The organism is Streptomyces sp. NBC_01016 (assembly GCF_026341035.1).
GTDB lineage: Bacteria > Actinomycetota > Actinomycetes > Streptomycetales > Streptomycetaceae > Streptomyces.
On the sequence record NZ_JAPEOQ010000001.1, the window covers coordinates 427,279 to 440,751 of the forward strand.

Genomic DNA, 13,473 nt, shown 5'->3' on the forward strand with positions numbered 1-13,473 from the left:
CCGCACTTCTGTTCTCAGAAGGTCGGCTGTCCGTTATCGACGCGCTCTTCGTAGCAGGCCGTTCGTGGCCGGGTGACTATTTCCCCTAGTTCTACGAGGAGTTGAAGAGCATGTCCGAGGTCAAGCTTTCCGTCGAGACCCGCACCGAGTTCGGCAAGGGTGCCTCCCGCCGTCTGCGCCAGGTCGAGAAGGTTCCCGGTGTCGTCTACGGCCACGGCGACGAGCCGAAGCACATCACGCTCGACTCGCACGCCCTGATGCTGGCCCTGCGTACCCCGAACGTCCTGATCCGTCTGGACGTCGACGGCGGCAAGTCCACCGAGCTGGTCATCCCGAAGTCCGTGCAGCGTGACGCGATCACGAGCTTCCTGGTCCACGTCGACCTGCTCCAGGTGAAGAGCGGCGAGAAGGTCACCGTCGAGCTCCCCGTCCACACCGAGGGCGAGCTGGCCCCGGGTGGCAACCTGCTCGAGCACGTGCTGAACACGCTGTCGGTCGAGACCGAGGCGACGCACATCCCCGAGTCGGTCACCGTCTCCGTCGAGGGCCTCGAGGCCGGTGCCTCGATCCACGCCAAGGACATCAAGCTGCCCAAGGGCACCACGCTGTCCACGGACGAGGACGCCGTCGTGCTCCAGGTCCTGTCCGCGCAGGCGGAGGAGGCCCCGGCCGACGCCGAGGGCGACGAGGCCGCCGCGGAGGCCTGAGCCTTCAGGGTCTGACCTGTACGGGGTGGTGGGCGCGGCCCACCACCCCGTATCGCTGTATCGCGACGTATCGACGTACACCTAAGGAATGTGCATGTCCGACGAGAACGCTCCCTGGCTGATCGCCGGGCTGGGCAACCCTGGGCCCGAGTACGCGATGAACCGGCACAACGTCGGCTTCATGGTGGCCGATCTCCTCGCACAGCGGATGGGCGCCAAGTTCAAGCGGGCGACCAAGGGGCAGGCACAGGTCATCGAGGGGCGGATCGGCCCGCCTGGGCCCCTGAACCGCCGGGTGATCCTCGCGAAGCCGATGTCGTACATGAACGTCTCGGGTGGTCCCGTCACCGCGCTGTGCGACTTCTACAAGGTGCCGACGGAGCACATCGTGGCGATCCACGACGAGCTGGACATCGACTACGGGGTGCTGCGCCTGAAGCTGGGCGGCGGCGACAACGGGCACAACGGTCTGAAGTCGATCACGAAGTCGCTGGGCAGTGACTATCACCGGGTGCGGTTCGGGATCGGCCGTCCGCCGGGTCGGATGCAGGTCGCGGACTTCGTGCTCAAGGACTTCTCGTCGACGGAGCGCAAGGAGCTCGACTACTTCGTGGACCGGGCCGCCGACGCCGCGGAGGCGCTCGTGATCGAGGGTCTCGAGCGCGCGCAGTCGACTTACAACTCCTGACCTGTACGGACTTGTCGGGGCGGGATTCCGCCGGGAGTTGACCGTACGCAGGGTGATGGCCAAGGATCCCGGCCATGTTGCCTGTTGCCCGTCAAGTCGCGGCGGCCGTGGTCGCCGCGCTGTTGCTGATCGCCGGTGTCTGGGCCTCGTGGGGTGCGGCGCAGCACGTGATCTTCCCGACGGGCCGTGAGCGCGGCACGATGACGGTGACCCGGTGTGCGGACGGAACGTGCACGGGCCCGTTCTCGCCGGCCTCCCCCACCGCCGTGCGGCATGCGAGCGTGACGATCGACCGCTCGATCGGGGAGAAGAAGGGCGCGCGCTTCCCCGTCGTCCTCAAGCCGGATTCGACCTCGGCGGTGCGCGCGGGTACCGCCGGATTTCTGCACGCCTGGGTGCCGCTCGGCGGCGGGCTGCTGCTCGCGGCGGTGGTGCTCGCGGGCGGGATACGCAACCGGCGCCTCACGTGGATCACGGGAGGCGCCGGAATCGCGCTGCTGACGGCGGCCTTCGTCGCCGTCAGCTTCTAGCCGCTTCTTGAACGGCCCCAGGGTCAGCCGGTGTTGCGCAGGCCCGCGGCCACACCGTTCACGGTGAGCAGCAGGGCGCGGCCGAGCGTCGGGTCCGGTTCCTCGTGCGCGGCCGCCGCGTCGCGCTGCCGCTTGAGCAGGGCGACCTGGAGGTACGAGATCGGGTCGAGGTAGGCGTCGCGGATCGCGAACGTCTGCTTCAACACGGGCTGCGCGGCGAGGAGTTCGTCCTCGCCCGTGATGCGCAGCACCTCGGCGACGGTCAGCTCGTGCTCGGTCACGATGGCGTCGAAGACGTGCTTGAGGTTCTCGGGCACGAGGGTGTCGACGTAGTGCCGGGCGATCCGCAGGTCGGTCTTCGCGAGCGTCATCTCGACGTTGGAGATGAAGTTCTGGAAGAAGTGCCAGCGCTCGTTCATCTCGTCGAGGACGGTGTCCAGGCCCGCCTCGCGCAGCGCCTTGAGGCCGGAGCCGACGCCGAACCAGCCGGGCACGATCTGCCGTGACTGGGTCCAGCCGAACACCCACGGGATGGCGCGCAGTCCGTCGAGCGAGACGCCCGAGCCGGGGCGGCGGGAGGGCCGCGAGCCGAGGTGCAGGTCGGCGAGCTGGTCGACCGGCGTGGAGGCGAGGAAGTAGTTCGGCAGGTCCGGGTCCTCGACGAGCTTGCGGTACGCCGTGTGGGCGGCGTCGCTCACGACGTCCATGGCGGCGTCCCAGCGGGCGAGGGCCTCGTCGGACTGGCGCGGCGCCGTGTGCAGGGCGGAGGCCTGCAGCGTGGCCGCGACGGTCAGTTCCAGGTTCTCGCGGGCCAGGGACGGCACGAGGTACTTGTCGGAGATGACCTCGCCCTGCTCGGTCACCTTGATCTCGCCCTCCAGGGTTCCCCAGGGCTGGGCGAGGATCGCGTCGTGCGAGGGGCCGCCGCCGCGGCCGACGGTGCCGCCGCGGCCGTGGAAGAGGCGCAGGCGCACGCCGTAGCGGTGGGCGACGTCGCGGAGGCGGCGCTGGGCGCGGTGGATCTCCCACTGCGAGGTGGTGATGCCGCCGAACTTCGAGGAGTCGGAGTAGCCGAGCATGACCTCCTGCACGTCGCCGTTGAGCGCGACGAGGCGCCGGTAGGACGGGTCGGAGAGCATGTCCTCGAGGATCGTGTCGGCGGCCTTGAGCTCGTCCGTCGTCTCCAGGAGCGGCACGATGCCGATCTTCGCCCAGCCGGCGTGCAGGTCGATGAGACCGGCCTCGCGGGCGAGCACGGCGGCGGCGAACACGTCGTCGGCGCCCTGGCACATCGAGATGATGTACGACTCGATGACCTCGGGCCCGAACACGTCGAGCGCCTTGGTGATGGTGTGGAAGACGCCGAGCGTCTTCTCGCCCTCGGCGTCGAGCGGCGCCGGGGTCGGGGCCAGCGGACGGCGGGAGCGGAGCTCCTTGGCGAGCAGCTTGCCCCGGTAGTCGCGCGGCATGTCCGCGTACCGCCAGGACTCCTCGCCGAGCCGGTCGAAGAGCTGGCCGAGCGTGTGGTGGTGCGCGTCGGCGTGCTCGCGGACGTCCATCGTGGCGAGCTGCAGACCGAAGGCGGAGAGCGTACGGATCGTACGGTCCATGCGGCCTTCGGCGAACAGTCCGGCACGGTGCTCGCGCAGCGACGTCTGGATGAGCTTGAGGTCGTGCAGCAGCTCGGCGGTGCCGAGGTAGTCGCGGCCCTCCCGGTGCGGGGTGTTGTCGGCGAGCCGCGTCTTGGTGTTCTCCAGCTTCTGCCGGATCGCGGTGGCCTTGAGCCGGTAGGGCTCCTCCGCGTTGAGCCGCTTGTAGCGGGGGCTGATCTCCGGGAGGCGCTCCAGGTCGCACTGGAGCGAGGTGAGCAGCTCCTCGGTGGCGCCCGTGTAGCGGATCGAGTTCGACAGGAAGCCGCGCAGCTCGTCGATCATGTCGAGCGCGTCGTTGATCCCGTGCTCGTGCTGGAGGATCAGGACGTCCCAGGTGACCGCCGGCGTCACGTTCGGGTTGCCGTCGCGGTCGCCGCCGATCCAGGTGCCGAAGGTGAGCGGGCGGCTGTCCTCGGGGAGCTTGAAGCCGACGCGCTCCAGCTCGGCGGTGAGGTCCTCCAGGACGTCGCCGACGGCGCCGGCGTGCAGCTCGTCCAGGTAATAGATCGCGTTGCGGGACTCGTCCGTGACCTCGGGGCGGACCACGCGCAGCTCGTCCGTCTGCCACACCAGGTCGATGTTCTCGGCGAGGCGGGTGTCGTAGCGGCGCCGGTCGGTCTCCAGGACCGGGGTCTCCAGGAGCTCGGCGACGCGGCGCAGCTTGTTGAGGACGCTTCGCCGGGCGGCCTCCGTCGGGTGCGCGGTGAAGACGGGGCGTACGTTCAGGTGCTTGACCGTGTCGCGCAGGTGGTCCGGGTCGGCGTCCTTGAGCCGGTCCGCGGTGCGGGCGAGCAGTCCGCCCTCGGCGGCCCGCATGGCGCGCAGCTCGCGGCCACGGTGCACCTGCTCCGTCACGTTGGCCAGGTGGAAGTACGTGGAAAAGGCGCGGACCAGCTTGGCCGCGGTGTCCAGCTCGGTGCCGCGCAGGAGCTCGGCGGCGGCCTCGCCGTCCTCGCGGGTCAGGCGGCGGACCTTTTCGACCAGGTCGAGGAGCTCCGGGCCCTCCTGGCGGACCAGGGTCTCGCCCAGCAGGTCACCGAGCCGACGGATGTCGGCGCGCAGCTCGGCGCTGGTGCTCGTCGCAGCGGTCTGTTCGTCGGCACTGCTCACAGGTGCGGCTCCTTGCAATGGTGAAGCAGGTGGTGAAGCACGTCGGGAGGAAGGATCCCCGGATCCGGGTACTAGACCCGGGGTGGAGATTCAGAGCGGACCGCGCTGTCCGACCGATTCCAAGGATATGTGCCACCGCCGACGGCGAGGCTCGGAGCCTCTTGCCGCCCGGCTGCACGCTTACGTACTTACGGTGCCGTAGGTTACGAAACCGTAGGCAAGCTGTCCGCGGATCCCCGTGGATCTCCTGACCCGTCTCAGCCCGTCTCAACCCTCGACTTACAGGGGACTCCCATGGCCACCAGTACCGATGTGATCGAAGAAGCTCCCGGTCCGGCGTCAGAACCCCCCGCCACCTCGTCCTCCGCGACGCTCGGCGGCGAAAAGAAGCGCTCCGTGGAACAGATCACACTGCTCCTGTTCATCGTCCTCCCGTTCCTCGCCGTGCTCGCGGCGGTGCCGCTGGCCTGGGGCTGGGGAGTGAGCTGGCTCGATCTCGGCCTGCTCGTCGCGTTCTACTTCATCGGCTGCCACGGCATCACGATCGGCTTCCACCGGTACTTCACGCACGGCTCCTTCAAGGCGAAGCGCCCGCTGCGGATCGCGCTGGCGGTCATGGGCTCGCTCGCGGTGGAGGGCCCGGTCGTGCGCTGGGTCGCCGACCACCGCAAGCACCACAAGTTCTCCGACGCCGAGGGCGACCCGCACTCGCCGTGGCGGTACGGGGAGACGGTCCCCGCCCTCCTGAAGGGCCTGTGGTGGGCGCACATGGCCTGGATGTTCGACGAGGAGCAGACCTCGCAGGAGAAGTACGCGCCGGACCTGATCAAGGACCCGGCGATCCGCGCGATCTCCCGCCAGTTCATCTTCTGGACGATGCTGTCGCTGTTCCTGCCCGCCCTGATCGGCGGTCTGGTGACGATGTCGTGGTGGGGCGCGTTCACGGCGTTCTTCTGGGGCTCGCTCGTCCGCGTTGCGCTCCTTCACCACGTGACGTGGTCGATCAACTCGATCTGCCACGCCGTCGGCAAGCGCCCCTTCAAGTCCCGCGACAAGTCGGGCAACGTGTGGTGGCTGGCCGTCCTGTCCTGCGGCGAGTCCTGGCACAACCTGCACCACGCGGACCCGACGTCGGCGCGGCACGGGGTGGAGCGCGGCCAGATCGACTCCTCGGCCCGCCTCATCCGCTGGTTCGAGCAGCTGGGCTGGGCGCACGACGTGCGCTGGCCGTCGAAGGACCGCATCGCCTCACGCCGCAAGGAGAAGGTCGCCGATGCCGCGTGAGCGCGGCACGGCATGATGGGGACGTGGAGACCGACTCAAGCACCCCTGGCAACGCGAGCAGCGACCGGCCCGAGCGGCCGGAGAAGGCTCGGCGCACGCGCAGAACGCGGATGACGGGGGCGGAGCGGCGTCAGCAGCTCCTGGAGATCGGTCGCGTCCTCTTCGCCGCGAAGGGCTTCGAGGGTACGTCGGTGGAGGAGATCGCGGCGAAGGCCGGGGTCTCCAAGCCGGTGGTGTACGAGCACTTCGGCGGCAAGGAGGGCCTGTACGCGGTGGTCGTGGACCGCGAGATGCGCCAGCTCCTGGACATGGTCACGAGTTCACTCACGGCCGGACATCCGCGCGAACTGTGCGAACAGGCCGCGTTCGCGCTCCTCGACTACATCGAGGAGTACACGGACGGCTTCCGCATCCTGGTCCGCGACTCCCCCATCCCGCAGTCCACGGGCTCCTTCGCGTCGCTGATCTCCGACATCGCGACGCAGGTCGAGGACATCCTCGGCCGCGAGTTCAAGAACCGCGGCTTCGACCCGAAGCTGGCGCCGCTGTACGCGCAGGCGCTGGTCGGGATGGTCGCGTTGACGGGGCAGTGGTGGCTGGACGCGCGCAAGCCGAAGAAGGCGGAGGTCGCTGCGCATCTGGTGAATCTGGCGTGGCACGGTCTCGATGGGCTCGAGCCGAAGCCGCGGCTGATAGGGCACCGGAAGAGTTGATGCGCGGCAGCGGCGTTGCGGTCGCGGGGCTCCGCCCCGGGCCCCGCTGCTCAAACGCCGCAGGGGCTGGATTATTGAGGCTCTGGCTCCAGAATCTCCAGTCGGTTTCCTACCGGATCCGAGCAATAGAAGCGCCGCCACCCCGGCAGTAGGTCGTCCCACTCGACCGCCACGCCACGCCCCGCCAGCCGTCGCGCGTACGCCTCGATGTCGCGGACCAGGAGGCCCGGGTGGGCCTTCTTGGCGGGGTGGAAGTTCTGGTCGATGCCCAGGTGGAGTTCCGCGGACCCGGACCGGAACCAGCAGCCGCCCCGCGCCGCAAGCACTGGTGGTTTGGGGAGTTCGGTCATGCCGAGGTCGTCTACGTAGAAGGACCGCAGGACCTCCTCGCTGCCCGGCGGCGCCGCGAGCTGTACGTGGTCCACCCCGACCAGCGTCATGAGCGCCTCGCCACCACGAAGATCCGCCGGAACGGCAGCACCGTGCCGTGCTCCGTCGCCGGGTACGCCTCGCGGAGCAGGTCCCGGTACTCGGCGACGAAGGCGTCGCGCGCCTCCGGGTCGTCCGCGAGCGCGGTCAGGACCGGGCGCAGGCCCGTGCCCTTGACCCAGTCCAGGACCGGATCCGCGCCCGCCAGCAGGTGCATGTACGTCGTCTCCCAGGCGTCGACCTCGCAGCCGAGGCCGGCGAGCCGCTCCAGGTAGGCCGCAGGCGTGAGCACCGCGTCCCCGTGGCGCAGCACTCCGGCCAACCGGCCCTTCCAGTGGGCCGATTCCGCCAGCTCCCGCATCAGGACGTGGCTGGGCGCATCGAAGTTGCCGGGCACCTGGAAGGCGAACGTTCCGCCGGGGGCCACCGCGTCGATCCACCGGGGGAAGGCCTCGGCGTGGTCCGGGACCCATTGCAGCGTCGCGTTCGACATCAGCAGGTCGTACGTCTCCGTGGGCGCCCAGTCGGCCGCGTCCGCGTAGGCGAAGTCGAGGCGGTCACTGGCGTGGGCGCGGGCCTGTTCCAGCATCTGGGGCGAGTTGTCGTAGCCGGTGATGCGGGCTGTGGGCCAGCGTTCGGTGAGCAGCGTCGTGACGTTGCCGGGGCCGCAGCCGAGGTCGGCGATGCGGGCGGGCTCCCCCGGCAGGGCGGGGACTCGGGCGAGCAGGTCGACGAAGGGGCGGCCGCGGTGGTCGGCGTGCCGGAGATACTGCTGGGGGTCCCAGGTGGGTGTGGGCGTCATGTCGTCAAGCGTCTTCCGCATATATCTCGATGTCAAGATAGTCGACCTCAAGAGACTTCATGTCGACACACCCCCTACACTGATCGTCATGGAGGACGAGGTCGACCGTCTGGTCTCAGCGTGGCGCCGAGAGCGCCCCGACCTCGACGTGGAGCCCCTTGAGGTGCTCAGTCGGGTCAGCAGGCTCGCGCGCCATCTCGACAGGGCCCGCCGCCTGGCCTTCTCCGAGCACAACCTGGAGCCGTGGGAGTTCGACGTCCTGACGGCCCTGCGCCGCGCGGGCACGCCGTATCAGCTCTCTCCCGGCCAGTTGCTCACGCAGACGCTGGTGACGTCCGGCACGATGACCAACCGTATCGACCGGCTCGCCAAGAAGGGCCTCGTCGAGCGACTGCCGGATCCCAGTGACCGCCGCGGCGTCCTGGTCCGGCTCACGGACGAGGGCCGCGACCGTGCCGACCAGGCCCTGGCCGGGCTGCTCGACCAGGAGCGGGCGATCCTGGCGGAGCTTTCGCGTACGCAGCGAGGTGAACTGGCGGGTCTACTCCGCCAGTTGACCGCGCCGTTCGACAACATCCCGGGCTGACGCCCAAGACGTAAGGCCTCAGCTGGCCGCCTCCAGGTCCGCCGGGCCCACGCCCGCCCTGCGGGCCAGTGCGACCGCCGCGAGGGTCGAGTGCACCCCGAGCTTGCCCAGTACGTTCTGCATGTGTGTCCGCACCGTGTGCGGCGACAGGAACAGCCGCTCCGCCACCGCCTTGCGGCCGAGACCGGCCACCATGCAGCGCAGCACCTCGCGCTCCCGCGGCGTCAGGGACTCGACGAGCCGCTCGGACTCGGTGCGGTGCTTGCGCGCCGCGGTCAACTCCCGCAGTACGCCCGTGAGCAGCGCCGGCGGCAGATGTGTCTCCTCGCGCAGCACGCCCCGTATGACGGTCAGCAGGCGCGACAGGGAACAGTCCTTGGCGACCCAGCCGGACGCCCCCGCCTGGAGCGCGAGCGCCGCACGGCGCGGATCGTCCCGCTCGGCGAGCACCACCGTGCGAACGGCGGGCTGGCCCGAACGGACGCCCGCCACCAGGGAGATGCCGTCGACGAGGCCGTCCTGCGAGGCGCTGTCGGGTACCGCCGTCGGCGCGCGCATGCCCTGGAACGATGCCGCGCCCAGGTCCGCGTCGATCAGCAGCACATCGAAGCGGCGTCCCTCGGCGACAGCCCTGTCGAGGCAGCGCAGGGCCGCGGGGCCGCTTCCCGCGGCCGACACGTCGACATCGGGCTCGGCGGCGAGCGCCGCCGCGAGCGACTCGGCGAAGATGCGATGGTCGTCGACCACCAGGACCCGGATACGAACCACGTGATTACCCCCTTCCCCGAGCTCCCTGAAGGAGCAGGGGATACCCCATCGCCGGGGTCGGACCAACACAGGTACGGCGCCCGGAGTACGGGTCGCCGCAACGGCACGGCCGCCGCCGTGCGCACAACCGCTACCCCCGCTCCGGGCGTCGTACCCGGCTGTCTCGCCCCCTGATCGGCACCGGCCCCCACCGGTGCTGTCCTCAGAGTAGAGGCGACGGCCCCCAGGGGAAGTCAATTCGCAGAACTGGTTGTCGGTTGGCGGAGCAGCGACTGTCCTGCGCGTTTATGGTGATGCGCATGTTTCGCATCGAGACAGAAGTCGACAAGGAGCGCGCCCTTCTGCTCCGGTCGCTGCTGAGGGAGACCAATACGGCGGCGTCACCGGACCTTCGTGAGCTGCGCGGCACCCCTGCCGACCAGCATGTCCCGCTCCAGGTATGGGTGTTGGACGAGGACGGCGCACTGGCGGCGGGGCTCGACGCGTACACGTGGGCGTTCTGGCTGCACGTGGATCTGCTGTGGGTCTCCGAGCAGCACCGCGGGGCGGGGCTCGGCTCCCGGCTCCTCGCGGAGGCGGAGCGCCTCGCGCACGAGGAGCGCGAGTGCCGGGGCTCCCGTGTCGAGACCTGGGACTTTCAGGCCCCGGGCTTCTACCGGCTGCATGGATACGACGTGGTGTCCGTGATCCCGGACTACCCGCCCGGGATCAAGGAGTTCACGCTGACGAAGCGGCTGGGGTAGCCGTCACGAGGTACGGCGCGCCCCCGCCGATGGCACTGCCGGGAAGACTCGCGGTGCCGTGAAGCCGGCCTCCGCGAAGGCGTCGGTGATCGACTTCGTGACGGTGTCGGCCTCGTCCGACTCCACCAGGACGATCGCCGAGCCGCCGAAGCCGCCGCCCGTCATCCGGGCGCCGATCGCGCCGGACGTCATCGCCGTGCCGACGACCAGGTCCAACTCCGGGCAGGAGATGCGCAGATCGTCGCGGAGCGAGACGTGGCCCTGGACGAGGATCGGGCCGATGGCGCGGACGTCGCCGGAGTCGAGCAGCTCGATGACGCGCTCGACGCGGTGGTCGTCGGTGACGATGTGGCGGACGTAGCGGACGACCTTCTCGTCGACCCCGGCCAGCTCCAACTCCGCTACGGACCTGCCCAGTTCGGCGTACGGGACATCGCGCAGGTGACTCACGCCGAGGACGCGCGCGCCCTCCTCGCAGCCCGCGCGCCGCTCCGCGTACGCGCCGTCGCCCAGCTCGTGCTTGACGCGGGTGTCGACGACGAGCAGCTGGAGGCCGTGGGCCGCCAGGTCGAAGGGGACCTGACGGATGGACAGGTCGCGGCAGTCGAGGTGCAGCGCGTGCCCCTCGGTGGCGCACGACGAGGCCATCTGGTCCATGACGCCGCACGGCACACCGACGAAGGCGTTCTCGGCGCGCTGCGCCAGCACCGCCAACTCGGCGCCCGTGAGCCCGAGTTCGTACAGGTCGTTCATCGCATACGCCGTGACGACCTCGAGCGCGGCCGACGACGAGAGGCCCGCGCCGGTCGGGACCGTGGAGGCGAGGTGGATGTCCGCGCCGGTCAGCGTGTGGCCCGCCTCGCGCAGCGCCCAGACGACGCCCGCCGGGTATGCGGCCCAGCCGCCCTGGCCGTACTTCGACAGCGGGGCGAGGTCGTCGACGCGCAGTTCCACGACCGGGGCGTCGATGTCGGCGGAGTGCAGGCGCAGCACGCCGTCCTCGCGCCGGGCCGCCGCGGCGACCGCGGTGTGCGGCAGCGCGAGCGGCATGACGAAGCCCTCGTTGAAGTCGGTGTACTCGCCGATGAGGTTGACGCGGCCGGGGGCCGCCCACACTCCGGCGGGCTCGTACCCGTACAGGTCCTTGAACTGCGCGTCGACGGACATGAGTTGAAGCCCCTGATTCCTACTGGCGGGCCTGGGCGAAGGCCCAGGCGTCGGCGACGATGCCCGCGAGGTCCGCGCGGGACGGGTTCCAGCCGAGGCGCTCGCGCGCGGTGTCGGCGGAGGCGACCAGGACGGCCGGGTCGCCGCCGCGGCGCGGGGCGACGACCTCGGGGATCGGGTGCCCGGTGACCTGGCGGACGGTCTCGATGACCTCGCGGACGGAGAAGCCGTTGCCGTTGCCGAGGTTGCAGATGAGGTGCTCGCCGGGCTGCGCGGCGTCGACGGCGAGCAGGTGCGCCTCCGCGAGGTCCGCGACGTGGATGTAGTCGCGGATGCAGGTGCCGTCGGGCGTCGGGTAGTCGTCGCCGAAGACGTTGATCGCCTCGCGGCCACCCTGCGCGACCTGGAGGACGAGCGGGATGAGGTGCGACTCGGGGTCGTGCCGCTCGCCGCAACTGCCGTACGCGCCCGCGACGTTGAAGTACCGAAGGGACACTGCAGCCAGTCCGTGCGCGGCCGCCTCGCCCGTGATCATGTGATCGACCGCGAGCTTCGAGGCGCCGTACGGGGAAGTGGGCGCGGTCGGGTCGGTCTCGGTGATCGGGGTGTTCACCGGCTCGCCGTACGTGGCGGCGGTCGAGGAGAAGACGAGCTTGCGGACGCTCGCCGCGCGCATCGCGGCGAGCAGCTCCATGGTGCCGCCGACGTTGTTGGCCCAGTACTTCTCGGGCTTCACGACGGACTCGCCGACCTGCGAGAACGCGGCGAAGTGCAGCACGGCGTCGTAGGAGGAGTCGAGCCACTTGGCGGCGTCGCGGATGTCACCCTCGATGAAGGCAGCCCCGGACGGGACGCCCTCGCGGAAGCCGGTGGAGAGGTTGTCGAGGACGGTGACCTCGTGACCCGCCTCGATCAGGTGCTGCGCGACGACGCTGCCGACGTAGCCCGCACCGCCAGTGACCAGGTACTTCTTGGAATCGGCCTTACCCATTACTCGCTCGCTACCTCTCGCAGTCGCTCGGCCGCGGTCTCCGGCGGCACATCGTTGATGAACACGCTCATGCCGGACTCGGAACCCGCGAGAAACTTCAGCTTGCCGGAAGTGCGTCGGACGGTGAAAAGCTCGAGGTGCAGCGCGAAATCATCGCGGTTGACGCCCTCGAACTCGTCCAGCGAACCGAACGGGGCCTGGTGCCAGGCCGCGATGTACGGCGTCGCCGGCTGGTCAGCGCCGAAGATCCGGTCGAAGCGCCTCAAGAGTTCCAGATAAATCTTGGGGAACTCTGTGCGTGCGTCGTCGTCGAGCGCGAGCAGGTCCGGGACCTGGCGCTTGGGGTAGAGGTGCACCTCGTACGGCCAGTGGGCGGCGTAGGGCACGAAGGCCACCCAGTGCTCGCCGTCGAGGACGATCCGCGAGCCGTCCTCGACCTCCTTCTCCACCACGTCGGCGAAGAGGTTGCGGCCGCCGGTCTGCTCCTTGTGCTCGGCGGCGGAGCGCAGCATCAGGGCCGTGCGCGGGGTGGTGAAGGGGTAGGCGTAGATCTGGCCGTGCGGGTGGCCGAGGGTGACGCCGATCTCGGCGCCGCGGTTCTCGAAGCAGAAGACCTGCTCGACGGAGTCGAGGTGGGAGAGCTCGGCGGTGCGGTCCGTCCACGCGTCGAGGACGAGGCCCGCCTGCTCCTCTGTGAGGTCGGCGAAGGACTTGTCGTGGTCGGACGTGAAGCACACGACCTCGCAGCGGCCCGCGTCCCCCGCGAGCGAGGGGAAGCGGTTCTCGAAGACCACCACGTCGTACGAGGAGTCGGGGATCTCGCTCAGTCGCTCGCCCTCGGAGGGGCACAGCGGGCACTCGTCGGCCGGCGGGTGGTACGTGCGGCCCTGGCGGTGCGAGGCGATCGCCACGGAGTCGCCGAGCAGTGGGTCGCGGCGCACCTCGGAGGTGGTGACGGTGGGGTCGAGGGGGCGGCGGTCGGCCGCGTCCCGGACGACGTCGTCGCGCGAGTCGTAATAGATGAGCTCACGACCGTCGGCGAGCCGGGTCGACGTCTTCTTCACGTCCGATGCTCCTCATCACACCAACCAAACAGAACCAAACACAACAAAGCATAAGCCAACAGTGGCGTCAAGAGAAGCGGGCCGCACCGACTGCCCGCAGCGGGCTGTGCGCTTTCTGTGCTGTCTCGTGCCGTCCCGAGGGGTCAGAACGGGATCTCGATCACAATCCAACAAAGAACGTCAGCGGAACTGTTCACTTATTGAAGCCGGAGGCGTAGGTTCCGGACTGTTTCAGTTCG

General features: G+C 69.7%; 14 protein-coding genes. 7 read left to right on the forward strand and 7 right to left on the reverse strand.

Going from position 1 to position 13,473, the window contains the following annotated elements; genetic code table 11:
- Nucleotides 1-110 precede the first annotated feature (110 nt).
- The 3 genes from OG746_RS02060 (at nucleotide 111) to OG746_RS02070 (ending at nucleotide 1,925) form a co-directional block, all read left to right on the forward strand.
- Nucleotides 111-707 carry a 50S ribosomal protein L25/general stress protein Ctc gene (locus tag OG746_RS02060; protein ID WP_266711049.1) on the forward strand — a complete coding sequence of 199 codons (597 nt, stop codon included), beginning with the start codon at nucleotides 111-113 and terminating at the stop codon, nucleotides 705-707.
- Between the two features lie 88 nt (nucleotides 708-795).
- Complete coding sequence (pth, locus tag OG746_RS02065) at nucleotides 796-1,395, forward strand: aminoacyl-tRNA hydrolase (protein WP_266711050.1); 600 nt, start codon at nucleotides 796-798, stop codon at nucleotides 1,393-1,395.
- A 74-nt stretch (nucleotides 1,396-1,469) separates the two neighbouring features.
- Nucleotides 1,470-1,925 carry a hypothetical protein gene (locus tag OG746_RS02070; protein ID WP_266711051.1) on the forward strand — a complete coding sequence of 152 codons (456 nt, stop codon included), beginning with the start codon at nucleotides 1,470-1,472 and terminating at the stop codon, nucleotides 1,923-1,925.
- A gap of 23 nt (nucleotides 1,926-1,948) precedes the next feature.
- On the opposite strand, the gene ppc is transcribed toward OG746_RS02070, so the two are convergent.
- Nucleotides 1,949-4,687 carry a phosphoenolpyruvate carboxylase gene (ppc, locus tag OG746_RS02075; RefSeq protein ID WP_266711052.1) on the reverse strand — a complete coding sequence of 913 codons (2,739 nt, stop codon included), beginning with the start codon at nucleotides 4,685-4,687 and terminating at the stop codon, nucleotides 1,949-1,951.
- 294 nt (nucleotides 4,688-4,981) lie between these two features.
- Between ppc and OG746_RS02080 the strand changes: the two genes are divergently transcribed.
- Entirely contained in the window at nucleotides 4,982-5,971 is a 990-nt protein-coding gene (locus tag OG746_RS02080; protein WP_266711053.1) for an acyl-CoA desaturase, read from the forward strand.
- Between the two features lie 23 nt (nucleotides 5,972-5,994).
- Nucleotides 5,995-6,684, forward strand: coding sequence for a TetR/AcrR family transcriptional regulator (locus OG746_RS02085; protein ID WP_266711054.1), 690 nt, complete (start codon nucleotides 5,995-5,997; stop codon nucleotides 6,682-6,684).
- A gap of 71 nt (nucleotides 6,685-6,755) precedes the next feature.
- On the opposite strand, the gene OG746_RS02090 is transcribed toward OG746_RS02085, so the two are convergent.
- Together OG746_RS02090 and OG746_RS02095 are read right to left on the reverse strand one after the other, a co-directional pair.
- Nucleotides 6,756-7,124, reverse strand: a complete 369-nt coding sequence (locus tag OG746_RS02090) for a VOC family protein (protein WP_266711055.1) — start codon at nucleotides 7,122-7,124, stop codon at nucleotides 6,756-6,758.
- Nucleotides 7,121-7,915: a trans-aconitate 2-methyltransferase gene (locus OG746_RS02095; protein WP_266711056.1), complete on the reverse strand. Its 795-nt coding sequence runs from the start codon at nucleotides 7,913-7,915 to the stop codon at nucleotides 7,121-7,123. Before OG746_RS02095 ends, OG746_RS02090 begins: the two co-directional genes overlap by 4 nt.
- Nucleotides 7,916-8,003: 88 nt before the next feature.
- Here OG746_RS02095 and tamR point away from each other — a divergent pair, with 88 nt between their 5' ends.
- Nucleotides 8,004-8,501, forward strand: a complete 498-nt coding sequence (gene tamR, locus OG746_RS02100; RefSeq protein WP_266711058.1) for a MarR family transcriptional regulator TamR — start codon at nucleotides 8,004-8,006, stop codon at nucleotides 8,499-8,501.
- Nucleotides 8,502-8,519: 18 nt separating this feature from the next.
- Here tamR and OG746_RS02105 read toward each other — a convergent pair whose 3' ends face one another.
- Entirely contained in the window at nucleotides 8,520-9,269 is a 750-nt protein-coding gene (locus OG746_RS02105) for a LuxR C-terminal-related transcriptional regulator (protein WP_266711060.1), read from the reverse strand.
- A 287-nt stretch (nucleotides 9,270-9,556) separates the two neighbouring features.
- Here OG746_RS02105 and OG746_RS02110 point away from each other — a divergent pair, with 287 nt between their 5' ends.
- The gene (locus OG746_RS02110) at nucleotides 9,557-10,012 is read left to right on the forward strand and encodes a GNAT family N-acetyltransferase (protein WP_266711062.1); all 456 of its coding nucleotides are present in this window, start codon (nucleotides 9,557-9,559) and stop codon (nucleotides 10,010-10,012) included.
- Between the two features lie 3 nt (nucleotides 10,013-10,015).
- Here the strand turns inward: OG746_RS02110 and galK are convergent, their stop codons facing one another.
- The 3 genes from galK to galT are packed head-to-tail and all read right to left on the reverse strand — an operon-like array spanning nucleotide 10,016 to nucleotide 13,234.
- Nucleotides 10,016-11,179, reverse strand: a complete 1,164-nt coding sequence (gene galK, locus OG746_RS02115; RefSeq protein ID WP_266711064.1) for a galactokinase — start codon at nucleotides 11,177-11,179, stop codon at nucleotides 10,016-10,018.
- A 19-nt stretch (nucleotides 11,180-11,198) separates the two neighbouring features.
- A complete protein-coding gene (gene galE / locus OG746_RS02120) occupies nucleotides 11,199-12,170 on the reverse strand; it encodes a UDP-glucose 4-epimerase GalE (protein WP_266711066.1) in 972 nt (323 codons plus the stop codon).
- Nucleotides 12,170-13,234, reverse strand: coding sequence for a galactose-1-phosphate uridylyltransferase (galT, locus tag OG746_RS02125; RefSeq protein ID WP_266711068.1), 1,065 nt, complete (start codon nucleotides 13,232-13,234; stop codon nucleotides 12,170-12,172). The genes galE and galT overlap by 1 nt, the downstream gene beginning before the upstream one ends.
- Nucleotides 13,235-13,473: the final 239 nt, after the last annotated feature.